Raw genomic sequence first — 26,256 nt, 5'->3', positions numbered from 1 at the left:
TCAAAATAAAAAGGTGCACCCTCCGGTGCACCTTTTTTTATTTAGATCAATGTGGTTCATTTCGTATTCAACAATCCAACAACCTTTCTCCGGTTGAACTCCCGGGGTAATTCCAGCAACAACCCCTTTTCATCACACCCCAGAACCCGAAAACTATAGGTCATTTCCATCGGCCCATTTGAGCCAGGGAAACCAAAACTACCTGTACTGTCGAGAAAATGCACCCTTAACCGCATTCCGGGGTCCTCTCCCTCATCATAAAGGGTATCCAGACTCCATTTCCCATTGATCATCTTGCCCTCATTATTATACTCGACCAGGGAATCCATTTCAAACCGGAATGCAGTCTTCATCAGACCCGCCTGAAATTCACGAAAGAAACGGGTTGTGTCCTTTTGGTCATCAAACCACTCCACCTCCTTTTCTTTATCTAAATCAAAGGGTGATAACGCCCCTGTTTTAGCCATGGTATAAGTGTGGCCACTCAATATACCCTTTACAGAGGCCATATCCGCTGGCTTGGAGGGCAGTGACTCTTTCCCTGCCGTTACCTTTACTTCGGCATTGTTACAGGCAGTGGCACCCAACAGCGCCAGGCCGATCCAGATCGTTCCTTTCATGATTAATTATTTAGGGAATAAATATCCTATCGGAGAAGGATATCGGCAATACCGTATGGCGGGTATTTAACGGGAAGAAATTTGCGGAAAAAATTTGCGGAGACTTAATTTGAAGAGGAGAGTCATAAAAAAAGCGACCCCCGGATAAGCATAAGCAGTCAGAAAAGAGTTTGGGGGTCGCTTATATTTCACCTTCCCGGCCTTAGCCGGGTAAAACCAACTATGTATTAGAGACACTCATGGCCCCGGGGGTGCTGCATGGGAGGAAAAAAATAAGGAACAGATAAATAAGAAATAAGGAAGTAAGAGGTCATTCCCTTACTTCCTTATTTCTTATTTATCTGTTCCTTATTTTCTATTTCCCTAGAACCAGCTTCCCACAAACGCTTCATCCGCTCCTTTCCCCAGTTTCCTGCGACGGCGTGCAACCGATGCGCGGTGGATGAACATGGAGATGAACATCAAGGGGATAAATACCAAGGTCAGCGGAGGTATACCGAGGAAGGATATCCATTTACCTGCAAACTGCCGGCGCATGGGTCTTCTCAGTCTTTCCGCGATGAGGTACATACTCGGTACGATCATCAGGGTCATAAAGAATGCGAAGATCAACCCGAAGATGATGGTCCAGGACAACGGCTTCCAGAACACGGCGTTATCACCTCCAAAGAAGATATGCGGGTTCAGGTCCGAGAACATGGTCACGAAATTGATATTCAATCCGACTGCCAGGGGAATAAGCCCCAGGATGGCCGCAACTGCAGTCAGCAACACAGGGATGATACGCGTGCGTCCTGCCTGGATCACAGCTTCCCGTGTGCGCATACCACGTGCCCGAAGTTCATCGGCAAACTCGATCACCAGGATACCATTCTTCACCACAATCCCTGCCAATCCTACAATACCGATACCGGTCATAACCACTGACACCTCCATTTTTGTTATGGCAAATCCAAGCAAAACCCCGATCACACTAAACAGGATCTCTGTCAGGATGATCACCGATTTACTGATGGAGTTGAATTGGAGAACAAGGATAAACAGGATCAGCATCAGGGCAATGACCAGGGCCTTTCCTAAGAACTCCCCGGTTTCCTGCTGCTGCTCGCCTTCACCGGTTTGAGCGATATTCACCCCATCGGGTTTGCCTTTAAAGTCAGCGATATAGTTCTTTAATTCGGCGTTCACCGCTGTTGGGGTATACCCTTGTGTTTCCAATACATTGGAGGTAAGCGTGATCACCCGTTTATGATCCTTTCTTTTTACACTACCCAGGGTGCTTGTAAGCTCCGCCTTTACCAATGAGGTCATGGGGATGCTTTTCACAGCTCCTCCGGCCGCCATATCCTGGAAGCGTATATTCATATTCAGCAGGTCAACCAGGTTTTTACGCTGCAATTCCTGGGTGCGCAACTGGATCTTATATTCATCTTCGCCATCTTTGATCTTGGAGACTTCTCGTCCAAACAGGGCCGTACGAATCTGTTGACCGATCTGTCCGGTGGAAACCCCTTCGATCAATGCCCTTTCCCGGTCAACGGTCAGTGTGATCTCCGGATTGGTAAGGTCTACATCCATTTTCAATTCTTCCACACCGGGAACCTGAATTGAATCAAGGTAGTTTTTAAGTGAAACGGCTGTCTTGATCAATTCATCAAAATTCTCGCTCGCTACTTCAATATTGACAGGAGGTTCGGTGGGCGGGCCATTCTGTTCCTGGCTCACCGTAATCTCTGCACCAGGTACGCCTTTGATCACCGCACGAATGGAATCCAGGTATGGAGCAGTTGATTTTCCATGTCTTTTTTCAAATTCTACAAAAGAGACCTGGATACGTCCACGTTCCGGACGTGTGCTCTGATCCCCTGAAGTGGGGTCACTCGCACCTACGGCAACGTTGGCGATCACGCTTTCTACCAGCGGGTTTTTCTGGTTATTTTCCATACCCAGTACCTTGAACACTTTTTGCTCCATCGACTTGGTCACAGAATCTGTGTATTCAATATCGGTACCTACGGGCAGTTTCAGATAAACATAGATCTGGTTGGGATCACCTCCGGGGAAGAAAACAACCGGAGGTTTACGCACTGCAAATAATACAACGGAAAAAATAAGCAATCCAAATGTACCTACCAGCAACCAAACAGGTCTCCACCCTTTCAACGCCCAGCGAAGCAGGGTTTCATAATGACCCATGATCCAGGGAAGCGCGTGGTCCTGGAAATATTTTACCATTCTTTCCAACAAATACTTATCCAATACACCCAACAATGCCAGGAACAATATGAGGTTACCGAGGAAAGTAAACCCGGCAAGATCAAGCAGAACGCCCAATCCTACAGCTACCCAGAAGATGGGACTGCGGAAGATGGCGGACCGGGGTTTCTTATTATCTTCTTCATCATGGTTCATGAAATCCACCGCAAACACGGGGTTCATGATAAAGGCCACGATAAGCGAGGCGGTCAGGGTAAAGATCAGCATCGTTGGCAGATAGATCATGAACTTACCAATGATGCCAGGCCAAAACAGGAGCGGGAAGAATGGCGCAAGCGTTGTAAGTGTGCCCGCTAATACAGGTATCCATACCTCTCCTGCCGCCATGATCGCCGATTTCTCGGAACTGATCTTTCCTTTGCCCTGTACAAATATCCGGTGGGTATTCTCGATCACCACAATGGCGTCATCCACAATGATCCCTAATCCAAACAACAGGGCGAACAACACGATAAAGTTCAGGGTAACATGTGACCCAACAATAAGGTCAGCCGCCGGCAGAAAGATAAATGCAACGAACATACTCAATGGCACCGACAGGGCCACAAAGAAGGCATTTGTCACACCCATGAAGAACATCAGGATCACCAATACAAATATGAACCCGAGTACAATCGTATTCACCAGGTCGTTAAAGGAGGTCTGCGCCGCTGTACTTTGATCGCCGGTAACCACCACATTCAGATCGGGAGGAAACTGGGCGCCTTTTAATTCATCCACCACTTTCCGCACTGCATCCGAGGTTTCGATCAGGTTCTCCCCTGAACGTTTGATGATATTGAGGGTGATCACATTGGTACCGTCCAAACGCGCATAGCTTTCTTTTTCCTTAACCGTATCCTTGATCTGAGCCACATCTTTCAGATAAACAGGTGAACCCTGATTATTCCGCAGTACGATCTTCTGAATATCAAAAACGGTCTTGAGCTGTCCTTTCAACTGAAGGGTGCGTTTCATATTTCCCACTTCCAGCAAACCACCCGATATATCGAGATTCTCCCGCGCTACTGCATTGGCAATATCGTCAAAGGTGACCCCTGAGGCCTGAAGCCGATTATTATCTACATTGATCTGGAATTCCCGTTCGGGAGAGCCGACAATATCTACCCTATTGATCTGGGTAAGTTCTTCCAGTTTATCCTGCAGGTCTTTCGCATATTTATCCAGACGAACCACATCATAGTTCCCACTCACATTCACATACATGATCGGTTGGTCGGAGAAGCTCACTTCCAGTACAGTTGGTTCCTGGGTCAGATCAGTTGGCAGATCGGCCTTGGCCTTATCTACCGCATCCCTCACTTTCTGCAAGGCCACATCTGTTTTGACATCCGTATTGAACTCAACAATGATCGCCGAGAAATCCTGAAGCGAATTACTGGTTACCTTGTTGATCTTGGCACCGGTGATCCCTTTGATCTCTTTTTCGATCGGTTGGGTCACCAGGTTTTCCATATCCTTGGGGGAGTTCCCTACATAAACCGTTTGCACATAGATTGTCGGGATAACAATGTCTGGAAACTGCTCTTTGGGTAAAGTAACAAACTGAAAAACACCAGCGAGTGTAACAAAGACCATGATCAGATAGATCGAGGTTTTGTTTCGGATACTCCAGGTCGTCGGTTTGAACTCCTTGAATTTTTCTTTTATTTTATCGATAGCACTCATAAACGTTGATTAAAGGTTGAGACGGTTTTATTTCGCCGAAGTGGTCAGGGGTAACCCATCATACAATCCCTGGAAACCTTCGACGATCAGTTGGTCGCCTTCTGCCAATCCACTCTTCACTTCCAGTTTATCCCCATAAATTTCTCCGATCTCTACGCGCTTTTTGCGGGCGGTAAGTCTGTTTCCTTCCTTTACAGCTACCAGTACAAACTTCCCTTGCACATCGGTTTGCAAGGTATTCACCGGGATCGTGATCGTATTTTTGGTATAATAATCCTGAATACGAACGAGGGCGATCTGATTGGGACGGAAATTATTTCCTGGTATCGGTGCTTCTACATAGAAGGAACGGCTCAGGGGGTCGATGATCTTACCAGCCACATTGATACGTGCATTGATGGTCTTGTTTGATTCGGGTAAAACAACCTCCATTACACTTCCTACACCTACCCTTCCAAGGTAATTCTCCGGAACTTTTACTACCGCCTTCAGGTTATTGGAATTCACGATGCGGATACCTGCCATGGCAGCGGAAGTAGCGGAAAAGGTTTCCCCTACTTTGATATTAACCTGGTCAGCTACGCCACTCATTTCGGCATATACATTGGTATAGGAGAGTTGCTCCTGGGCCAGGGCCAGTTGTTTCTTTAACTGATCCACGTTATTCTTCGCGGATAGCAATTGAACCTCGGTTCCAATGTTCTGGCTCCACAGGTTTTGCTGGCGTTTGTACAGGTCTTCCGCAAAAACCAATTGGCTTTCCACCTGATCGATCTGTTTACGTTCAAGGGCATCATCCAATTTTAACAGCAACTGACCCTTCTTCACCATTTGCCCTTGTTTTACATAAATAGCTCTTACTTGTCCGCCCATTCCACGTGGAGTGACATAAGCGATATTTTCCGACTCGACCATTCCTTGCAGGTCAATATAATGAGTAAAATCGCCATTGGTCAGTGTAGTCAATGCTACGAGTTTGGCTTTTTCTTCCCGTGCGGCAGAAGGATCGAGTTTTTTGATCTCCTCTTCCAGTTTGGAAATTTCTGCGGCCATACCCCGTTGGTCTGCTTTTAATTTTTCCAGCGTGGCTTTTTTATCATTCAGCGCAGACTTTTCGTCTTTGCCGGCTCCCCCGCAGGATACGAGGAATACAAGAAACAGGGCAGCCCCTGTAGTTTTGATCAGCGTATGCATTTGATATTTTTTAGCGTTCATGGTAGTTGGTTTAGAGTTTTCCGGTTGCTTTTTGAAAATCCACCTTGGCGATGATAGCATCGTACAGGGCGCTGATATAGTTGGTTTGGGCCGATTTTAATTCGGTCTGTGACTGCGTAATCTCCAGCGCTGAACCGGTTCCCACTTCAAATTTCTTCTTGGTTTGCTGGTACACTTTCTCTGCCAGTTCCATATTCTTCTTCTGCTCATCCAGGGTGATCAACGCGGAGCGATAACTGATTCGGGCCGCTTCCACTTCCTGATCGATCATGTTTTTCATCGCATCAATCTGGATATTGGCCTGTTGTACCGCGATCTGTGCCTGTGCAATCTTGGCCTTGGTCGAAAATCCATTAAAGATGGGCACATTGATATTCAGGTTGACATTGGAGATCGTAAACCAGTCACCCCTTCCAAAGAAATCAAACTTATTCCGTTGTGCATTCTTCAAATAGGCACCCGAAAGACTGACCGTTGGTATCTGGCTGAGTTTGTACCGGCGTACATTGAACTCACTCAGCTTCCGGCTGATTTCCGCATATTGGTAATCGGGGCGGTCGGTGTAATTGAATTGACCCAGTTCCAATCCCCCTTCCTTGATCATATCATCGGTGAGTACATCGGTCAGCACCAGGGTATCCTTTACCGGCATTCCCATCAGCACTTTCAATCCGAGGTAACCGGTTTCAATCCCATTCAGGGCCTTGGTCATTTCTGTTTGCAGATTTGATTTTTGTACCTGAAGTTTATCAATGTCCAGTTTTTCCGCAAAGCCATTGTCATACAATATCCGGGTAGTACGGGCCAGGCTGTCCACCAATCCGATATTCGCATCCAGCAATTCCAATTGTCTTTTGCTGACAAGGAGTTGGTAATAGATCTTGTGAATATTGGCTTTGATATTCTCTTCCGTTACTTCCACGTTCTTTTCAGCCCATTCAATCGTGGTTCTCCGGGCCTGTAGACCAACAAATACCTGCCCGTCAAATAAGAGCTGGTTTAGGGTTAAACCCACACTGGAAGAATATTTTGTACCGAATTGAGCCTGGATAAACCCAAAATCAGCCGGGGAAACAATGGTATTCCCGTTTCCGTCCTTCACTCCTTCTGCCTCCAAAACACCATAGGTGGCGGCGGCAATAAAGTTGGGAAATGACTGAGTAGCCACATTGGGGTTATAAGTGGCTCCAAGGGTACCATTGATACTGGGATAAGCGGCGGCGGTCACCTCGCGGTTCACCTCGGCCTGATTTTTTACCGCCAGTAAGGCATTCTTTACCTGGGCGCTGTTCTTTTTGGCATATTCCACCGACTGCGCCAGTGAGAATTCATGCCGCTCCTGCGCCTCCGATCGTATTCCAATGATCGTTAGGGCCAGGATTAGGAGTAAGGTAGCAGTTGATTGTAGTGTCCTCATAGATCCTTATTTATTAAATAGAAAATTCTTTTAGGTATTTCTGAATCAGTTTATGCCCTTTTGATGTCGCAATGCCAAAAGTGAAATGCACCATCACCTCCCGGGTCACAGAGGCCACTTCATACTTTGACGGAGGGAACACATCCATATTAAAAGGGATGAACATGCTCTCCAGCCTGTAGCGTGACAGGATATCGATCGAAATATCCTCCCGGTACAATTCCTCTTTGATCCCCCTTTCCATGTTTTGCTTTACCATGGACAGGATAAACTCATTCTTATGCTTCTCAAAATGACGAAAGGCCTTGGGATGAAATTTCTGCAGGTCATAGATCACTACCGGATTCATTTCCCGGATCTGCTTCAGTACCGATTGCATCAGGATGAAAACCTCTTCGATCGCATTCCCGGCCATCTGGCAACTGTTCAGGCAATCCTGCTCCCCCTTGCTCACATCATCCGCTACCACCGCCTCGATCAGTTCATCCTTATCGACAAAATGTTGGTATAAGGTCTTCTTACTCATACCCAATTGACCCGCGATCTCGTCCATCGACACCGACCGGATCCCATACCGCATGAACATCTCAAGCGCCTTTTCCTGTATTCTGTCTTTTACCTCCATTTGTAATATTCGGGGGGCAAAACTATGGAAACTATTAACGTTGCCAAAGTTTCCGGTATTAATTTTACAATTTTTGGATGGGCGGCTTTCTTGTTTCACAGGCGGTTTGGGCCTGCACAGCTTATATTTACATCTAAATCCTAAAAGATGAACCCCAAACCCTCAGCTATTGGGCGCTTTACATATAAGAAATTACTTCGATATTTCATTCAGGGTTTACTGATCATGGCCCCCATTGCCATTTCTTTTTGGGCCATCGTGGCATTGTTCAATTTTCTTGACGAATTACTCCCGCAAATATTGGGTACCACTAAACAAATTGCGGTGGACTCAAACGGGGATGGGGTATTGGAGATAAAAACGGTCAAAGGTTTGCCCAAGGGTATTGGTTTTGGTATCATCATGGTCCTCATCATCCTGATTGGTTATATCTCCTCCTTCTTTGTGGTGGGGCGTTTTGTAGAAATATTTGAAAAGGTGTTGGAGCGTACCCCGGGGATAAAATTCATTTATACCTCGGTAAAGGATTTCTTTGAAGCTTTTGCCGGGGATAAGCGAAAATTTGATAAACCTATTCTGGTCAATGTACATTCCGAGGAGGTATGGATGGTAGGGTTTTTGACAAATGAGGATCTTCATCAGTTTGAATTAGGGGCAGAATATGTATCCGCGTATGTGCCTCAGGGTTATAATATTGCCGGACAGGTCTATCTTATCAGGCGAAGCCGCATACGTCGTCTGGAGGATCTTGCCCCGGGTGATGCCATGAAATTTGCCGTCACCGGTGGAGTGGTGCATATACAGGATCCTGTCACCGCACATGAAGGGGAAAATCCTCGTTAAGTCACGAGGATAATATCATTTTCTTCCGGGTTCAATTTCGAACACCACTTTCAATTCCTTGCTTTCTTTGTACGGAAATAATGATCCGTGCCCTATTCTTTACCTATATTATTCATGACCACACCTCTATACTGGGGATTTTATGGTCATCAATTGATCAACCGGTATGCTGTTTACTTATTGCCCCCGGAGATGGTGGTCTTTTTCAAACCACACATTGAATACCTGTCCACGCATGCGGTGGATCCAGACAATCGCCGGTATATGATACCTGAGGAAGGACCCCGGCATTATATCGATCTCGATCGATATGGTGTACCTCCCTGGGATTCCCTGCCGCGGTCCTGGTCAAAAGCGGTGGAGAAATTTTCAGCCGATAGTTTACAACAGCATGGGATCGTTCCCTGGTGGGTACAGACCATGCTTCGGCGACTGACCAAAGCATTTCATGACCATGACCCCAAGCGGGTGCTTAAGTTAGCTGCCGAGATCGGGCATTATATCGCTGATGCACATGTACCCCTGCATGCCTGTAGCAACCACAACGGACAATACACCGGTCAAAAAGGAATTCACGGATTATGGGAGAGTCGAATTCCAGAACTGTTGGCCGAAAAAGAATGGGATTTCTTTATAGGTAAGGCTATATATATAGATGACCCGGGTAAATTCATCTGGGAAAGGGTGGAGGAAAGTGGAAAGGCTTCAGATACGGTGTTGACCATGGAACGGCAGTTGACCAGCCAATTTCCACCTGATCAGAAATTTGCTTTCGAAGAGCGAAAAGGAGTTTTGATCAGACAATATTCTTCCGCCTTTTCCCAGGCCTATGATCAACGCATGAAGGGTATGGTGGAGCGGCGTATGCGTGCCTCCATACTGGCCGTAGCCTCTTTCTGGTTCACCGCCTGGGTAGATGCAGGGATGCCGGTGTTGAAGGAGGAGGGGTTTTAGGCTTAGGGGGGAGGACGGAGGACGGAGGACAGATGACAGATGACGGATGACAGATGACGGAGGAGGGATGTTGGATGTCAGATGACAGATGACGGATGACAGATGAGGGAGGAGGGATGTTGGACGTTGGATGTTGGATGTTGGATGTTGGGTGTTGGATGTTGGATGTCGGAAGGGAGTTGAAGGGCGGAGGGCGGCTGTGCGAGACCTCCGGTCTCGCACGATTGTCTTGTCGCCTCCGGCGACCCGAGTTTAATACTCTAACTAATAAAAAAGTTTGAAATTGTTTGTCGCCAGAGACGACGAGAGAATGGTGCTAGACCGGAGGTCTTACGCAGCCTCCCTCCACCCTTCAACTCCCTTCCGACATCCAACATCCAACATCCCTCCTCCCTCATCTGTCATCCGTCATCTGTCATCTGACATCCAACATCCCTCCTCCGTCATCTGTCATCCGTCATCTGTCATCTATCCTCCGTCATCTGTCCTCCGTCATCCACCACCCGCTACCTCACCTGATAATACTGCCCGGCAGGCATCCGAAACACGCTTGACTTTTGGAGTTTGGTGAAAAGGGCATAGGGTTCTGCATGGGTTCTTGTCCATGCATCAAAAGCAGGAAGGTTTTCTACAGCACCAAATAACCACTGGTTATAGGCATCAAACAACCCTTCGCGGAGTAATTGCTGGTGAAAATCAAACAAACGAAAAGGGAACTGACCTGCATAGTTCTCATACCATTCTAGTATGAAACGGGTTCTGATCATGGTCAGGGATTCGGTATTAACGCCCTGGGTCAGTTGGGAAGCTTGTTTGCCCATGCATTCAAGAAACGATTTGGCAAAAGGGCTCTTGTTTTTTTCCTCTCCTTTGAGCAGGTCTACTTCGGCAAATAATTTCTCTTTGTAGGCTTTAAGCAGCAGTTCTTTCATGGCGGCTCCCCGGCGGGAGAGACTCTCCATATTCACAAAGATCTCGCCATAGATAAGACTCCATACCTTGTCTTTTGTATAGAAATAGAACAGGGCTGCATTATAATAATTCCCGCCATATCCGGGGTCCAGCTCAATGCCCTTCTCCCACCAGTTAATGGCGGCATAGTCCTTTTTGGCCCAGAGCAATTCGCCGTATTCACTATAAAGTGGGCCGCTTTTGGGAAATTTCTTTAAGCCCTTTTTATATATTTTATCCCCTTCCTTGGCATCTTCAAGAGCCTTGTACACATTGCCCGCTATCTGAAAAGTAATCACATCCGCATCTTCACGATCAATGATGGATTTAACCCCTTCCACTGCTTTGACATAATCACGCTTGAAATAATAACATTGGATCAATTCCTTTTGTAATTCCAGGCTTTTTTTGTCCTGCTGCAATCCCCGGTTCAACACAACAATAGCGTTGTCAAAATCTCCGGACCGCATAAAAGTGCGGGCTGTTTCCAGGTAGCTTTCCTGGCCAAAGGCTAGAAAGGCATTGAATAGCAAGGTTATTATCAGGCCAATAGGCTTCATAGATGCAATTTAGTGAAATTGATCCTGGTGATCTTTTATAAAAATGCAAAAGTTAGGGTTACAGGAAAACTGCCTTTAGTCAATCAGGTGCGTTAGCAATCCATCCCTCAGTTTTGGTTCAAACCAGGTGCTTTTGGGGGGCATAACGTTTCCGCTGTCGGCAATGGCGAAAAGCTGGGCCATGGTAACAGGGTACAAACTGAATGCCAGTTTCATTTCTCCGCTATCCACTCTTTTCTCGAGTTCTTTCAAACCCCGGATACCGCCTACAAAATCGATCCGTTTATCCGTGCGTTGATCTTTTATGTCAAGCAATTTGTCCAATACATTGTTGGAAAGTATGGAAACATCCAACACACCGATCGGATCATGGGCATAGGTTCCTTCAAGAGCGGTGAGGATATACCATTTCCCATCCAGGTAGAGGCCAAACTCATGAAGTTGTGCGGGTTTTACCGGTACGGGACTTTGGGTAAGGGAAAAATCTTCCTGCAAAGCGCTGAGGAATTCTTCCGGGCTATACCCATTCAGGTCCTTGATCACACGATTATAATCCATGATTGCCAATTGGCTTTCAGGAAAAATGGTAGTTAAGAAGTATTGTGCATTGGGTTTCTCCGGAAAGAACTGGCTTACTTTGGCGGCCGAGGCGCAGCGGTGGTGTCCATCGGCGATATAGGTTGCCGGTACTGCTGTTTCAAAAAGCCGGGTGATGGAACCGATCACGGAGGGGTTATTGATACACCATACAGTATGACGAATACCATCATCGGCAGTGATATCATAAACAGGCTTGTTGGCTGTTTTCCAACCATTGATCAATCCATTTACCTCGGTCACATCGCGATAGGCCAGGAATACATTTCCGGTTTGCGCCCGAATGGTACGCATATGATCGATCCGGTCTTTCTCCTTTTCAGGGCGCGTGAATTCATGTTTCTTGATCACATCATTAAAATAATCCTCTACAGAGGACACACAAACCAATCCGGTTTGCGCGTTTCCATCTACCCCGAGATCGGGACGCGCAGGCATGATCAATTGATAAATATAATAGCAGGCCATTGCTTCCTGTTCCAAAACACCCGTGCTGATCATCTGCTGCAGGTTTTTGGCCGCCTGATCATAGACCACCTGGCTATGGATATCTGTACCTGCAGGAAGGTCTATTTCCGATTTGGTCACATGTAAAAAGGAATGCGGATTGCCATGGGCTTCATCGCGGGCTTCCTCTGAATTAAGTACATCATAAGGCCGGGAGGCGACCTGCCTGGCGAGTTCTTCCTTGGGTCTTAAGGCACGGAAAGGTTGAATAAGGGCCATGGGGTTACAATTTTATATCCGGTTTAGCTGGCGTAGCGATTACTAAAATCTTTCATCAGATCGGTCAGGGCTATGACGCTATCGAGGGTCAATGCGTTGTATAGGGAGGCGCGAAATCCTCCTACCGTACGGTGGCCTTTTACGCCTACCATACCCTGCGCTTTACAGGCAGCCAGAAACTCCTTCTCGAGACCTTCGTCTTCCATGGTCCACACCACGTTCATCAGGCTTCGGTCTTCCCGGGCTACTTTGGGTTGAAAAAGAGGAAGGGAATCCAGGGTATCGTACAGGAGTTTTGCTTTTTCCTCGTTCTTTTTTTCAATGGCTCCTACACCCCCTTGTGCTTTTAACCAGCGCAGGGTTAGCAGGCAAACATATACAGCAAATACGGGAGGTGTATTCAGCATCGACCCGTTGGTGATGTGGTTGCGGTAGTCCATCATCGAAGGAATTGCCCGGCTAACTTTGCCCAGGATTTCCTTTTTAACGATGACCAGGTTGACACCCGCGGCACCAATATTTTTTTGTGCTCCGGCGTAGATCAGGGCAAACCGGTTGCAGTCCATTTTCCGGCTCAGGATATCAGAGCTCATATCGGCCACCAGGGGAACATGCGTATCGGGTATCGCATGCATTTGGGTCCCTTCGATCGTATTATTGGTGGTATAGTGGAAATAGGAAGCATCTTCGGGTATCTGATAATCCTTGGGTATGTAGGTATAATTTTTATCCGCAGAACTGGCCACAACCTCCACCTTACCAAACAATTTGGCTTCCTTATAGGCCTTGGTACCCCAGGTGCCACAATCCAGATAGGCGGCTGTTGCTTTATCATCCAACAAGTTCATGGGGATCTGAAAGAACTGGGTTGAAGCACCACCATGAAGAAAAAGTACTTCATGTGATTCATCAAGCCCCATCAATTCCTTTACAAGCGCAATGGCTTCATCCATCACCTCCTGAAAGAGTGGGGTACGATGGCCGATTTCCAGAATCGAGAGACCTGTATGATTAAAGTTGAGAATGGCCCGGCTTGCCTGTTCGAAAACCTCCTGAGGTAAGACCGATGGGCCGGAATTGAAATTATGCATTTTCATGGGGGTCAAAGGTAGGAAATGAGGGGGATTTGTGGTGGGGGGAGGGGATGTTGGGTGTTGGATGAGGGATGACGGATGACAGATGACAGATGACGGATGACGGATGACAGAGGGCGGGGGTGGCTGTGCGAGACCTCCGGTCTCGCACTTCTCTCTTGTCGCCTCCGGCGACTCGAGTTTAGTTCAAATATTTGAATTAGCCCTTAAAGGCTTGTCGCCAGAGGCGACGGGAGAATGGTGCGAGACCGGAGGTCTCGCACAGCCACCCCCGCCCTCCGTCATCCGTCATCCGTCATCCGTCATCCAACATCCAACATCCCACATCTGTCCTCCGTCATCTGTCATCCAACACCCACCCCCCCCTTCTCCATTAATTTTTTTTTCAATAAATTGTCTTTCTAATCTACGATTGCATGAACCAACCCACACGTTTGTTTGATTGCCTGGCTGTCCAGGCAGACAGAGGAGGTTTACCCGATATGCTGGCGGGGAAAGAAAGAGGAGAATGGAAAAAATACAGCACTGCCGATGTTAAAGACCTGGTAGACAAGCTCAGTGCGGGTTTATTGGCCCTGGGTGTTGGTCCAAATGATATGTCGGTAGAGGGCAGAGATAAGATCGCCATCATCTCCCGCAACCGTCCCGAATGGGTCCTGCTGGACCTGGCCGTACAACAGATCGGTGCGGTATTGGTGCCCGTTTATCCTACCATCGGGGTAAATGATCTCGAATTCATTTTCAAAGACTCCAACGTAAAATATTGTTTTGTCAGTGATGAGGATTCATTCCTGAAGGTGCTGAGTATCAAAAATCATGTGCATAGTCTGGCGGATATATTCACTTTTGACCATGTCCCCAATGCCCGTCATTGGAAAGAGGTGCTTGAATTATCAACGCCCGAACGGATAGAGGCCATCAAACCCATTTCAGACCGGATCGGGTATAAAGACCTCGTTACGCTGATCTATACCTCCGGAACTACGGGTACACCCAAAGGGGTAATGCTTTCGCATGAAAATATTCTGAGTAATGTGATCTCCTGTATTCCCTGTTTTCCTCCGGGTGACCAAATGAGGTCTCTCAGCTTTCTCCCCCTCAATCATATTTTCGAACGGATGGTGACCTATCTCTATCTTTTCCGCGGTACCTCCATTTATTATGCAGAAAGTCTGGAAACGATCGCAGAAAATCTGAAAGAGGTAAAACCTCATATGTTCACAACGGTTCCCCGGCTGCTGGAAAAAGTGTATGATAAGATCATGCAAAAAGGGAATGAGCTCACCGGATTAAAGCGAAAATTATTTTTCTGGGCGCATGAACTGGCAGAGAAATTTGAGATCAACAAAAACCAGGGTTCCTGGTACAGTTTTCAATTGGCCCTGGCCAATAAACTGGTATTTAGTAAATGGCGGGAAGGCCTGGGAAGCGAGATCAAATGTATCGTAACCGGGGGCGCTGCTTGTCAGGTCCGGTTGATCCGGATCTTTACCGCGGCACAGATCACCATTATGGAAGGATATGGATTGACTGAAACTTCCCCGGTGATAGCCGTAAACCGTTTTGAAGAGAGCAATCGGATGTTTGGCTCAGTAGGTCCACTTATTGATGGCGTGTTGGTTAAGATCGCTGAGGATGGAGAAATCCTTTGCCAGGGCCCCAATATCATGATGGGTTATTACAAAAGGCCCGACCTGACTCAGGAGGTCTTTCAGGATGGATGGTTCTGTACAGGAGATATAGGCACCATGGTAGAGGACAAATACCTGAAGATCACCGATCGTAAAAAAGAACTGTTTAAAACCAGCGGAGGCAAATATGTAGCCCCCTTACCGATCGAAAACAGGCTGAAGGAATCACTCTTCATTGAACAGGCACTGGTAGTTGGACCGGAAAGAAAATTCGTTGGCGCATTGCTTGTTCCTTCCTTCCCCAACCTGCAGGATTGGTGCCGCCACAATAATGTAGCGTATACAACCAATGAAGAAATGATCCGCCACCCCCGGGTTATTGACTTTTATAAAGACCTCGTGGATAGTTTCAACAAATATTTTAACCATGTTGAGCAGGTGAAACGCTTTGAACTGCTCGCGAATGAATGGAGTGTGGAAACAGGTGAAATGACCCCGAAACTTTCCCTTAAACGAAGGGTGATCATGGAGAAATATAAGGACGCGATTGAAAGGATCTATATGTAGCTCAGAGTCCGGCCTGCATAGCCACATTGATCAATTCGGCAGTATTCTTCAACCTTAATTTTTTGAGGATATTATAGCGGTGTACCTCAATGGTCTTGGTGGTGATCTGCAACTGTGCGCCGATCTCCTTGGAAGAGAGCCCCTTTTTAATATAGGTAACGATCTCCAATTCCCGTTGGGAAAGGTCGTTCACCGAAGGTGTTACTTTCTCCGCCATCATTTGTTCAGCCAATAGGTTACGGATATCCTCACAAACATATTTTTGCCCATTCACCACTTCCAAAATAGCGCGGATCATCTCATCCTTGCTGGATTGTTTGGTGACATATGCAGATGCCCCGCTTTTCATCATTTTCTTGGCAATGGCGGGTTGGGAAAACATGGTGATAGCGATGATATGAACCTGAGGATTTCGCTCATGAATCTGGTGAGCGACTTCAAACCCGTCTATGGGTGACATATTAATGTCCAATAAAATGACCTGGGGCTTATGTTTTGCTACCAGTTCAATGGCTTCGTTAGGGTCCCCGGTATCGGCGATGACTTTAAATCGGGGGTCGGCATTGAGTAGAAAGGACCAGGTTTCGCGGATGAGTTTATGGTCATCCGCGATGAGAATAGTTATGGCTTCGTTCATGATTCGTGCTTTTGTGAGTTACCTCCGTTTTCCACTCATGTTGATTAAAAAATAAGGGCTGATACCGGTGCAAAGCATAAGGTACATTTTCATTCTAAACACCAGAGGCACTACATCAGCAGAGCATTAACCGTAGCAAAGGTTTAATTGTTACCTTAAAGTACAAAATATATTTCAAATATCCACCAAGTGGTTCATAACGCCACCGGCCCAATGCAAGCATTGGGCCGGTGTATTAAGCAGTAAGCCTGGGATCAGGAATCAAATAAACAGCATATGTGTTCCAACTCCCTCACTTTTCTTATAAAAATCCCCCACAGTAATTACTTCTTCAACGCCTTCAAACAGATCCTCTTTCTTGTAATGGAACATATCCATGGCCAGACGGCAGGCCCACATCCGTACCCCTGAATCGGAGAGAATTTCCAGGAATTCTCCCACACCCGGCATATCGATCTTGTCCATTTCCTTTTTCATCATGGTTGTAGCCAGGGCTTCCATGCCAGGCAGGCCTCCGATCATCGTCGGAATATGCATTGCCGGGTTACCAACGGTAGCCACGTGCAGGTTCTGGAGTTTTTTCTTGTGTACGGCTTCCAGTCCAAAAAAGGTGAAGAACAGTTCGGCTTCAATGCCTTCCATCCGGGCCCCATTGGCTAAAACAAAAGCAGCATACACATTCTCCAGGGTCGCTTTGGAAAGGATGATCATCATTTTTCGGATCTCGCCATTATTCTCGCTCATAAAATTGAATTTTAAGGTTAGATACAACTTGCGGGTTTCGGAATTCCAGCGATCTTGGTGGCTGTTTTCAACGGAGCCTTGGGGAACAATTGATAGAACTCCTTGATGTCTACCACCCCGCTTTTCCCGATTTTGCGGATACTCAGAGGAACCTCATTTTTAAACTCGGTCTGCAGATAGCTGAGAATTTCCCAGTGCCTTGGACTCAGTGTGATCTCGGCTTCAGAGGCCAATACTTCAGCTACGCTGTTATCCCACTGTTTAAAATCGGTCATGTATCCTTCTTCGTTTACGGCTATTGTTTTGCCGGCAATGACTCTTTCCATATTAGTAGTTTATAATTTTTAAAAAATGTTATTCATAATGTTTTCCCGCTTCCGACATGGTTGGCGAAACAAAGGGAATATGGGTGCCTTTCAGCAATACATTCCAATAGATCCAGCGAAAGGCCAGTTTACCCATATGGTTCATCCGGCTTTCCTTGAGCAACCGCAAGGGTCCTACACCCGGGAAGGGAAATGAACCTTCCACCGGTTCATGGGTATAGTTAAAGTCGATCAGCAGGGCTTTTCCGTTTCCGGTTTCAATAAAACAGTTGGCGTGGCCATCAAACTCTTCTTTCAGGGGCTCGCCTTTGATATACCGAAGGATATTCTCGGTCAGGATCTCTGCTTCAAAGTGAGCCACCGATCCGGCTTTGGAGGCAGGAATATTGCTGGCATCACCCAATACAAATACATTTTCATACGCCTTGCTTTGCAGCGTTGCCTTGTTGGTGGGTACATAGTTCAGATCGTCTCCCATTCCCGAACGTTCGATCACTTCGTCACCTTTGTTGGTTGGAACGGTTACCAGGATATCAAATGGTATCTCGCGACCACCATAGTCAACGATCATTTTATTTTCATTGTCCACCCGCTCGATCGCAAAATCACTTTCGATCTGGATATGTTTTTCATGCAACAAATGCTCCAGGGCATCGGTGGCTTTGGGCTTGGTAAAGGCCCCGCTTAAGGGAGTGACATAGGTGATCTCCACTTTATCGCGCATGTGTTTATTCTTGAAAAAAGAATCGGCGAGGAAGGCAAACTCAAGGGGCGCCACGGGACATTTGATCGGCATTTCAGTGATATGTACCACCAATTTACCACCTTCCCAATGACGGAGTTTATCGCGAAGTGCAAGTGACCCATCAAACGTATAAAAATCAAATACCGATTTGTGCCATTCCGAACCTTTCATGCCTTCGGTTTCCTCCGGGGCAATTTTGGCACCGGTTGCCACAATGAGTACTTCATAATCGATCTCGGTCCCATTGGTCATCAACACCCGGTTATTCTTAGGGTCGATCCGGTCAATGGTGCCTCTGACCAATTCAGCTTTCTTGGGAATGAACTCCTCAATGGTCTTTACAATATCGGAAGGTTTGTAAATGTCAAAGGGTAGAAAAAGATATCCGGGTTGATAGTGGTGTTCGGTCTTTTCATCGATCACGATGATCTTCCACAGATCGGTATCCAGTTCATGAGTGAGATGGTTGGCCATCATGGTTCCCGCTGTGCCTGCACCGAGTATGACAAGTTGTTTCATCTGGTTGTGTTTTGTAGCGTAAAATTCCAACCAGAATAGTTCCCGTATAACGAGTTGCCTCATTGACAGGAATGATATGTATCAAACAGTAAAATGATTCGGTGTCATTTAGGGAAAAATAGTTCCCTTATGTGATAACTGTCACCAAAGAAAAAAGCAGGTGGGTCTATTTTGATTTCAGGGTCCTGCCTATCTGAATTCATAGCCAAAGCCCATCAACTGGGTCAGCAGGGTTTGCGGAGCGTCGGTTGCGGTACACCGGCCTTCCAGTACTGGTGAAACAGGGGAATGAACGGCCAGATATTCTTCGATTATGGTGTGTAAGGTGGCTCCCAACCGGCGTGGTTCTTTAACCCCATCTACCCGGCAAATCGTTGTATCAGGATCTCCTTCCCTTTCACAGGCAACAAAGGTGTAGGTCTTCTCCGGTTCCACCGGTTGACCTTTGACCGTTACGCTGTTTACCCTTTTTCCCCTGGCATTCCCAATGGTAAAATTGACCTCCATGCCCTTGAACCGGACCACCCAGCCACCAAACCGTTTGGCCGGGTCGGTAGCAAATGCATTCTCCAGCTCTTTCTCCAGCCAGTCAAGCAGTTGCTTACCAGTAATACGACCGATCTTGGCCTCGCTATCCACGGGCAACATACTCCAGAGATAATCACGGGTAATGGGTGCTACCCCTTTTTCGGGGTCTGGAACCAATGGGGGACAAAATCGGAAGCCATTGCTTAACGCAATATCCGGACTGAACTTCCACATGATGGCGTCTGTGATGAAATTGTCCATCGGTGTCTCGATCACAAAATACCGCACCAGCGGTGTTTTGGTATACCCTATCACCGTATCCAGTTTCTCCTTATAGGGTTCCCGGGCCTTCTCCACCAATCTTTGCATCTCCCTGTCGGGTTTGTACCGTGCCGGGTCAACATCCAGTAATTGGTAATTCGTTTCCTTTACTTCGCCTTTTTCCACCACCACCTCCAACCGGGCCAGAAAGGAACCAAAAGCACCTGGTTCGGTAACTTTGGAATAGGCTCCGGAAATGGGCTCACGTACACGTTCGTGTGTATCTGCACCCAAAATAAAGTCAGCCCCTTTCACCTCCTGTTTATTGGAAAGCCCGATCTGTTGGGCAAGACCCATATGCGTAAGCAGGAATACCATATCACACTGTTCATACTCCTTCAACAAGCGAATGTATTTGGCTACATTCTGTTCGGGTGCGGTAAAGCGGATTCCCGCACTATACGCTGGCGATTGACGCTTAGGTGTGAGTGGGTCATTGTATCCGATAAACCCGATCCGTAACCCCGCTATCTGTTGTACATAGTAAGGCGGGAAGATCAGGTCCCCTTTGAATTCATCATCGGTTTCATGAAACATATTGGCACAAACCTTTGCCCCATCATAGCCAAACATATCTTTCATCATCATCTCTTTGCCATACACTACTTCCCAGTTTCCCGGGAGCATGATATCATACCCGATATGATTCATCAAGGGTACAATGGCCTTGCCTTCGCTTAGGGCTGCTACACCTCCACCCTGAAAACAATCGCCCCCATCTATTACGAGTGTATTTCCCGGATTTTTCTTTCGCAGGGTGTCGATCATGGATTTCAAGGTGGCAAAACCTCCTCGGGAACGATACACCGGAGCATTGTTTTCCCAAAAAAATTCATCATGGACCATCAACTGGGAATGAATATCGGCCGTATGAAGAATTGTAAGTCTTTGCGCCTTCCCATCCCGAATGGCATGGCTTTTATCTATTTGCTGTTGCTGATACCGGGCATCTTCACCGTTCATGGCCGAAGCGGCCAGGGGTGATAGCGCCAAACCACCTCCAATTCCCAGTCCTACCTTTCCGGCCTGGCGTAAAAAATCGCGACGACCCTGCAAGGAATTTTTTACATGTATCTCTTTCTCTGCCCGGGAAATAACTTCCTGCTCACAGGAATTACACCGGCACTGGGGGACATGAGGTTGGGGCATAGCAATCGTTTAACTGTGAAAACCGGGCTTAGTTCTTTTTACGGGCTGCTTCGATTGGTCCAAACGGCCCGTATTTATGCTGCTGTTCAGAAAATCCATCGGCATAAGGACCAAATGGATGATCCAATGGTTTTTTTGAAATATCCGGCCAATCACCGGAAAGATCCTTTACCGGTCGCGGTTGGGAGTTGACAAAGGCCGCTACATCCCAGGCTTCCCCATCGGTGAGGGCAGGCGCACCATGGCTGGATTGATTAAAGGGCATATTATCCCGCACATAGCCGGCCAATCGTGACACGCGAAACATTCCAGCCCCGGTATTGTAACTGTTTTTTCCCCACAAAGGCGGATAGGCATAACCGTAAGCAGTGGGGTCAATTTGTCCCTGACCATCGGCTCCGTGACAACTTTGACATTTGGCAGTGTACACCAGGGCTCCTTTTTCCGGACTTGCCGCACGATCCAAATAGGGAAGGTTCACAATTCCTGAACCGGCAGGCTTTTTTCCTTTAGGCACTTCTTTACCCAACCAGCGTATATAGGCCACAATGGCCTGCATTTCCCTGCTGTTTGAATCAAGGGCCGTTCCATTGAGGCTGCGCTCAAAACAATCATTTACTCTTTTGGGAATGGATTCAATGGACCCGCTCCGTTCGCGAAACTTGGGGTAGGTTGAGAACACGGCGCTATAGTTATTTCCCCATTCCCGTTTTCCGGCATCGAGGTGACAGTTCTGGCAATTCATCCCATTGGTAAGGTGAGCGATCTGTCCTTCAGGACCGAAAAAACGTGCGGTATTCGCCACAATCTCATTGCCATAAATAACCGCCTCTCGCTCCTCCCCTTTCAGTTCTCCATCGAGGAACAGGCTTGGTGCCTTCCAGCCTTCCGCCAATTGGGTGGATTGGACCATTGGCGCCGGACTACGATAGGACAAAACCTCCTTTACCGCAATCCCGATGATCGCGAGAACCAATACATACAGAATGGCATTTTCTTTAAAATTCCATTTCATAAATGACAAGTAATTACCCAATCAATCCTGTTTATCCATCAATCTCCAAAATCCAGGTCCTCTAATGGGGGAGTTTCTCCCTGAAATAACCATAGGTCCAGGTACCGGCAATGGCACTTAATACAACCACCCCGATCACCAGAATGCCTGTACCGATCTGGGCAAACAAGGGCCCGGGACATGCACCGGTCAATCCCCATCCCAACCCAAACAATAAACCCCCATAGATCTGTCCTTTGCTGAATTTTTTGGGGTGAAATTCAATCTTCTCCCCGTAAATGGTTTTTATATTGAACCGCTTGATCAACCAAACGGAGATCGCTCCAACCACAACAGCCGTTCCAATTACCCCATACATATGAAAACTCTGGAGACGGAACATTTCCTGAATACGGAACCAGGATATGATCTCTGCTTTTACAAATACGATCCCAAACACGATCCCAACGACCATGTACTTAAAATTATACCACCAGGGATGTTGCTGATGCGATTCATTCACACACATGGTGTCAAGCGAGCGAACTTCAAAGTCCACATTATCCTCCACTTCACTTACCAACGGTGCTTCAATTTTAACAGTATTACTCTCTTTCATTGATTACAATTTAAAGGTGGATCAAAGACGAAGGATGTGTGGCAGGATCAAATTCACCATCAGAAAACCACCTGCCATAAACATGATGGTGGCGACAAGGGATGGCCATTGAAGATTACTAAGCCCCATGATAGAATGACCAGAAGTACAGCCTCCGGCATACCTTGAACCAAAACCAACCAGAAACCCTCCGCCAATCAGCATGATCAATCCACGCAGGCTAAACAGGCTTTCCATGGAAAACAGGTCGGCAGGCATCAGGTTTGAGCGGTCTTTGATTCCATATTGTTCCAGTTCATTCACCAGGTTGGGGTGTACCTGCACAGGGGCCGGATTGGCCAGTAATTGTGCGGCAATAAAGGCGCCTGCAAAAATGCCCGCTACGAAAAAGAAATTCCATATCTCCTTCTTCCAATCATACTTAAAAAAATTGATACCGGCCGGGAAACAGGCCGCACAGGTATGTCGGAGGTTTGCCGAAATTCCAAAGTGCTTATTGCCCAGGATCAATAGGGCCGGAACGATCAACCCGATGATCGCGCCTGCCACATACCAGGGCCATGGTTGTTTCAATAACTCTGTCATAATCGTTGTTTCGTTTAATAAAGATCAATTTAAGACCACCTGGTCTCTTAATTCAGTGATAAAGATCACCAAACCGGGTCAGAAGTGAAAGTTAAATACCAGGTTCCAAAGCAGCATGTCCACTTTGTTGATAATGTATTTACCCTCACCCGGATCCGGTCCGGTACGTGCCTTATAAACAGCTAATAACTGGGCGTCAAGTCCTTTTAGCCAGCCTCCAAATTCATAGCGCAGGTCAACATTGAACTGAGCATAGGATGGGAAACCATACTTATTCAGGGCGTAATCCTTAACATCCGGAAGGTCAAAATACCCGGCGGCCGCTGCCAGTTTTATACGTTGGGCCGGTATTTTATATCCCAACTTTAGCACCAGGGCATGTACATCCCCTAAACCTTCATTTCTCTCTCTGGGCATAAAGGTAAAAAAGGGTTCACGGCCCCATTCCCGTGGCATCAGGTATCGACCCTTAGCCGTAATCCGATTGTAATTCAGATTTGCCTCCCAGCGGTTCGATGCCAATCCAACCCTGATGCCAAAGGTCCTGGCCTGGCCGCGTGGCTCATAATAAGTATGCACCGGGTCTGAATTCCCTCCTGCATTGACAGCGTTCTGTTGAATGAACTGGATTCCGGCCAACCAATGGGTCCCTGCCTTTGGTTTTGTTTTCCAATCAGCCTGAATCAAGGTGGTATTGAAAACATTCTCCACAAACTGGTTCCAAATACTCCCTTCTAAACCACCAGGCCATTTATGGTGTAACCCCATCAGCAGAATGCCTTTGCTTTTAATGTAACCGGCATAACCAGAGCGTTCTCCATTAGGGCTAATACCAGTTGGGTACACTCCAATAGATGAACCAATATTATACCAGTTGACCGTACTTCGTGGAGAGACCTTATACAGAAAACCAGCTTGTACGCGGGTACTTAACCCGATACTCGTCTCGGTCCAAACTCCGCTAACCTCTGTTGGACGCATACGCCCGTCCTGCAGATTGATAAAAGGAGTATTGATCAATTGCCGGCCAACACGAATCGTTGTTCTTTTCTTTTCATATTGAAGATAGAGTTCTTCCAGCCGATCAATATCCGTGCGGTTGGCAGGATCCTTAATATCAAATAGACCGATCTCATACCGATTCATTTGCCCGGTCAGGGGATCTGGATCGGAGAGGTTTGAGGAACCAATATTGAAAGCAAAGAAACCACTGACGCCCATTCGAAACCCGTGAAATGGTGCTGTTTCATATTTGATCCCTCCACCCATTGCATGGGCATAATAATCCCGATAAGGGCGCGTATTATCCGTAGCCATGAAAAAATACCTGAAATGCCCTTGCAGGGTGCCTCGTTTAAATGCACTGAGTAGGGAGAGCGTATCCGCTTGTTTGTCACTCTGGCCACGCCATAGCCCCGGTTGATCTGTCAATTCCTGGTGCTGGGCAAAAAGAGGCCAGGCCCTGCTGATGAACAGCAGGAGCAGGAAATATCTCGCCAGGAGCATGATTAACTGATTTTCCTGTTCAGAGAGTCCCAGGGACCACCGTTCACACAATCCAAACCCGCAGACCGCAACATTCCTTTTGCCATTCCGCTACGGCTACCACTGCGGCAACAGGTGATGAGCTTTTTGTTCTTTTTCTTCAGGTCAGAAATTTTAGAACTCAGTTGATCAAGAGGAATATTGATCGCCCCTTTAATATGACCGCTCTTGAATTCACCCGGTGAACGCACGTCAATGATCAGGGCCCCTTCATTCATCAGTTGTTTGAAGTCAACCGGGGTCCCGCCAAAAAGCTTCTTGAACAGGGATAACATGATTAGAGATTTAATTTATTATAACAAAGTTGTGGGGCACACATAATCACTCACCTTAAATCGATTTGTCTCCTTGATCGCTTTGAACCCACCCTTTACATCTACCAGGTTATCAAACCCACGGGCACGCAGGATCGAGGTAAAGACCATGGAACGATAGCCCCCTGCACAATGGACATAGGTCGTTGCATTCTTGTCGATCTGGCTCATCGAATCGTTGATAAAATCGAGTGGTGCATTCTCCGCTCCAATGATGTGTTCGCTCAGGAACTCACTATTCTTTCGTACATCCAGCACATTGGCACCTGGTTCTTTATCCAGGATATCCGCCAGTTCTTCCGCTGTTATGCTGCGGATGGAATCCGTTTCTTTACCTGCTTTTTTCCAGGCTTCGATCCCTCCTTCGAGGAATCCGATCACATGATCATAGCCCACCCGGCTAAGACGGGTAACCACTTCTTCCTCCGTACCCGGGTCAGTGATGATGAGGATCTCTTGTTTGATATCAGGGATCATGGCACCTACCCAGGGAGCAAAAGAGCCAGACAAACCGATATTGATCGAATTGGGGACAAAGGCTTTGGAGAAGGTCTGCGCATCACGCACATCAAGCAATAAAGCACCTGTTTCATTGGCAGCCGCTTCAAATGCTTCGGGACTTAACCCCTTCAGGCCACGTTCCAATACCGTATCAATACTCTCATAACCCTGGATATTCAGCATCACATTCAAAGGGAAATAAGCGGGTGGTGCAACCAATCCGGTGGTAACCTCTTTGATGAACTCTTCTTTTGTCATATCGGCGCGCAGGGCATAATTCGTCTTCTTCTGATTTCCCAGGCTATCAGTGGTTTCCTTACTCATATTCTTACCACAGGCACTACCGGCGCCATGCGCAGGGTAAACGGTGATATCATCGGATAAGGGCATGATCTTATTACGAAGGGAATCAAATAAATAACCTGCCAGCATATCCTGTGTCAGATCGGCTTTTACTTTTTGCGCCAGGTCGGGACGGCCAACATCACCAATAAAAAGCGTATCCCCGCTAAACAATCCAACATCTTTGCCATGTTCATCTTTTAGCAGGTAACATGTACTTTCCATGGTATGCCCGGGTGTATGCAAAACCTTGATGGTGGCTTTTCCCACTTTCAATTCTTCGCCATCTTTAGCCGCATAGAAATCAAACGCAGGTTTGGCATTGGGGCCATATACGATCGGTGCTCCGGTTTTTTTTGACAAATCGAGGTGACCCGAAACAAAATCCGCATGGAAGTGAGTCTCCAATACATATTTGATCCTGGCTCCATTCCTTTCGGCCTTTTGAATATAAGGTTCTACCTCCCGCAGCGGATCGATGATCACGGCCTCCCCATCGCTTTCAATGTAGTAGGCGCCTTGCGCCAGACATCCGGTGTAGATCTGTTCGATTTTCATATGTTTCGTGTTTTCGTTTTTATTATTCAAGCTGATAGCTGTTGGCTATAAGTTTTTAGCGATTTGCTTTTAGTTATTAATAAT

Annotated in this window: 22 protein-coding genes; 3 read left to right on the top strand and 19 right to left on the bottom strand. The window is 47.0% G+C overall.

Annotation, left to right across the window (positions count from 1 at the left end; all coding sequences use genetic code 11):
• Nucleotides 1-56: 56 nt before the first annotated feature.
• The 5 genes from J0M30_04950 to J0M30_04930 form a co-directional block, all read right to left on the bottom strand.
• Nucleotides 57-620, bottom strand: a complete 564-nt coding sequence (locus J0M30_04950) for a hypothetical protein (GenBank protein MBN8666831.1) — start codon at nt 618-620, stop codon at nt 57-59.
• A gap of 363 nt (nt 621-983) precedes the next feature.
• On the bottom strand, nt 984-4,565 hold the full coding sequence (locus J0M30_04945; GenBank protein MBN8666830.1) for an efflux RND transporter permease subunit: 3,582 nt from the start codon (nt 4,563-4,565) through the stop codon (nt 984-986).
• A 27-nt stretch (nt 4,566-4,592) separates the two neighbouring features.
• Nucleotides 4,593-5,759 carry an efflux RND transporter periplasmic adaptor subunit gene (locus J0M30_04940; GenBank protein MBN8666829.1) on the bottom strand — a complete coding sequence of 389 codons (1,167 nt, stop codon included), beginning with the start codon at nt 5,757-5,759 and terminating at the stop codon, nt 4,593-4,595.
• A 31-nt stretch (nt 5,760-5,790) separates the two neighbouring features.
• The gene (locus J0M30_04935) at nt 5,791-7,197 is read right to left on the bottom strand and encodes a TolC family protein (protein MBN8666828.1); all 1,407 of its coding nucleotides are present in this window, start codon (nt 7,195-7,197) and stop codon (nt 5,791-5,793) included.
• A gap of 13 nt (nt 7,198-7,210) precedes the next feature.
• Nucleotides 7,211-7,822 (bottom strand): TetR/AcrR family transcriptional regulator, encoded by a 612-nt coding sequence (locus J0M30_04930; protein ID MBN8666827.1) that lies wholly within the window; start codon nt 7,820-7,822, stop codon nt 7,211-7,213.
• Nucleotides 7,823-7,969: 147 nt separating this feature from the next.
• Between J0M30_04930 and J0M30_04925 the strand changes: the two genes are divergently transcribed.
• Both J0M30_04925 and J0M30_04920 read left to right on the top strand, forming a co-directional pair.
• Nucleotides 7,970-8,665: a DUF502 domain-containing protein gene (locus J0M30_04925; GenBank protein MBN8666826.1), complete on the top strand. Its 696-nt coding sequence runs from the start codon at nt 7,970-7,972 to the stop codon at nt 8,663-8,665.
• 114 nt (nt 8,666-8,779) lie between these two features.
• On the top strand, nt 8,780-9,619 hold the full coding sequence (locus tag J0M30_04920; GenBank protein MBN8666825.1) for a S1/P1 Nuclease: 840 nt from the start codon (nt 8,780-8,782) through the stop codon (nt 9,617-9,619).
• Nucleotides 9,620-10,125: 506 nt separating this feature from the next.
• On the opposite strand, the gene J0M30_04915 is transcribed toward J0M30_04920, so the two are convergent.
• The 3 genes from J0M30_04915 to serC form a co-directional block, all read right to left on the bottom strand.
• Nucleotides 10,126-11,130, bottom strand: coding sequence for a tetratricopeptide repeat protein (locus tag J0M30_04915; GenBank protein ID MBN8666824.1), 1,005 nt, complete (start codon nt 11,128-11,130; stop codon nt 10,126-10,128).
• Nucleotides 11,131-11,205: 75 nt separating this feature from the next.
• Nucleotides 11,206-12,453, bottom strand: coding sequence for a DUF1015 domain-containing protein (locus J0M30_04910; GenBank protein MBN8666823.1), 1,248 nt, complete (start codon nt 12,451-12,453; stop codon nt 11,206-11,208).
• A 23-nt stretch (nt 12,454-12,476) separates the two neighbouring features.
• On the bottom strand, nt 12,477-13,550 hold the full coding sequence (gene serC / locus J0M30_04905) for a 3-phosphoserine/phosphohydroxythreonine transaminase (GenBank protein MBN8666822.1): 1,074 nt from the start codon (nt 13,548-13,550) through the stop codon (nt 12,477-12,479).
• 413 nt (nt 13,551-13,963) lie between these two features.
• On the opposite strand from serC, the gene J0M30_04900 reads away from it, so the two are divergent.
• Entirely contained in the window at nt 13,964-15,745 is a 1,782-nt protein-coding gene (locus tag J0M30_04900) for a long-chain fatty acid--CoA ligase (GenBank protein ID MBN8666821.1), read from the top strand.
• Between the two features lies 1 nt (nt 15,746).
• Here the strand turns inward: J0M30_04900 and J0M30_04895 are convergent, their stop codons facing one another.
• The 11 genes from J0M30_04895 to J0M30_04845 form a co-directional block, all read right to left on the bottom strand.
• A complete protein-coding gene (locus J0M30_04895; GenBank protein MBN8666820.1) occupies nt 15,747-16,382 on the bottom strand; it encodes a response regulator transcription factor in 636 nt (211 codons plus the stop codon).
• A gap of 261 nt (nt 16,383-16,643) precedes the next feature.
• A complete protein-coding gene (locus J0M30_04890) occupies nt 16,644-17,126 on the bottom strand; it encodes a DsrE/DsrF/DrsH-like family protein (GenBank protein ID MBN8666819.1) in 483 nt (160 codons plus the stop codon).
• A gap of 17 nt (nt 17,127-17,143) precedes the next feature.
• Complete coding sequence (locus J0M30_04885; protein ID MBN8666818.1) at nt 17,144-17,452, bottom strand: TusE/DsrC/DsvC family sulfur relay protein; 309 nt, start codon at nt 17,450-17,452, stop codon at nt 17,144-17,146.
• Nucleotides 17,453-17,480: 28 nt separating this feature from the next.
• A complete protein-coding gene (locus tag J0M30_04880) occupies nt 17,481-18,716 on the bottom strand; it encodes an FAD-dependent oxidoreductase (GenBank protein MBN8666817.1) in 1,236 nt (411 codons plus the stop codon).
• 189 nt (nt 18,717-18,905) lie between these two features.
• Nucleotides 18,906-20,714 carry a bifunctional metallophosphatase/5'-nucleotidase gene (locus tag J0M30_04875; protein MBN8666816.1) on the bottom strand — a complete coding sequence of 603 codons (1,809 nt, stop codon included), beginning with the start codon at nt 20,712-20,714 and terminating at the stop codon, nt 18,906-18,908.
• 28 nt (nt 20,715-20,742) lie between these two features.
• Nucleotides 20,743-21,729 carry a c-type cytochrome gene (locus J0M30_04870; GenBank protein MBN8666815.1) on the bottom strand — a complete coding sequence of 329 codons (987 nt, stop codon included), beginning with the start codon at nt 21,727-21,729 and terminating at the stop codon, nt 20,743-20,745.
• A 61-nt stretch (nt 21,730-21,790) separates the two neighbouring features.
• Nucleotides 21,791-22,327, bottom strand: a complete 537-nt coding sequence (locus tag J0M30_04865; protein MBN8666814.1) for a YeeE/YedE family protein — start codon at nt 22,325-22,327, stop codon at nt 21,791-21,793.
• Between the two features lie 21 nt (nt 22,328-22,348).
• Nucleotides 22,349-22,912, bottom strand: a complete 564-nt coding sequence (locus tag J0M30_04860; protein ID MBN8666813.1) for a YeeE/YedE family protein — start codon at nt 22,910-22,912, stop codon at nt 22,349-22,351.
• Nucleotides 22,913-22,990: 78 nt separating this feature from the next.
• Nucleotides 22,991-24,418 (bottom strand): OprD family outer membrane porin, encoded by a 1,428-nt coding sequence (locus J0M30_04855; protein ID MBN8666812.1) that lies wholly within the window; start codon nt 24,416-24,418, stop codon nt 22,991-22,993.
• 2 nt (nt 24,419-24,420) lie between these two features.
• Complete coding sequence (locus J0M30_04850) at nt 24,421-24,732, bottom strand: rhodanese-like domain-containing protein (GenBank protein ID MBN8666811.1); 312 nt, start codon at nt 24,730-24,732, stop codon at nt 24,421-24,423.
• A gap of 18 nt (nt 24,733-24,750) precedes the next feature.
• On the bottom strand, nt 24,751-26,172 hold the full coding sequence (locus tag J0M30_04845) for an MBL fold metallo-hydrolase (protein ID MBN8666810.1): 1,422 nt from the start codon (nt 26,170-26,172) through the stop codon (nt 24,751-24,753).
• Between the last annotated feature and the right edge of the window lie 84 nt (nt 26,173-26,256).

The sequence above is a fragment of the Chitinophagales bacterium genome, from assembly GCA_017303415.1.
In the GTDB taxonomy this organism is placed as follows: domain Bacteria; phylum Bacteroidota; class Bacteroidia; order Chitinophagales; family Chitinophagaceae; genus SpSt-398.
This window is presented reverse-complemented; position numbering and strand designations above follow the sequence as displayed.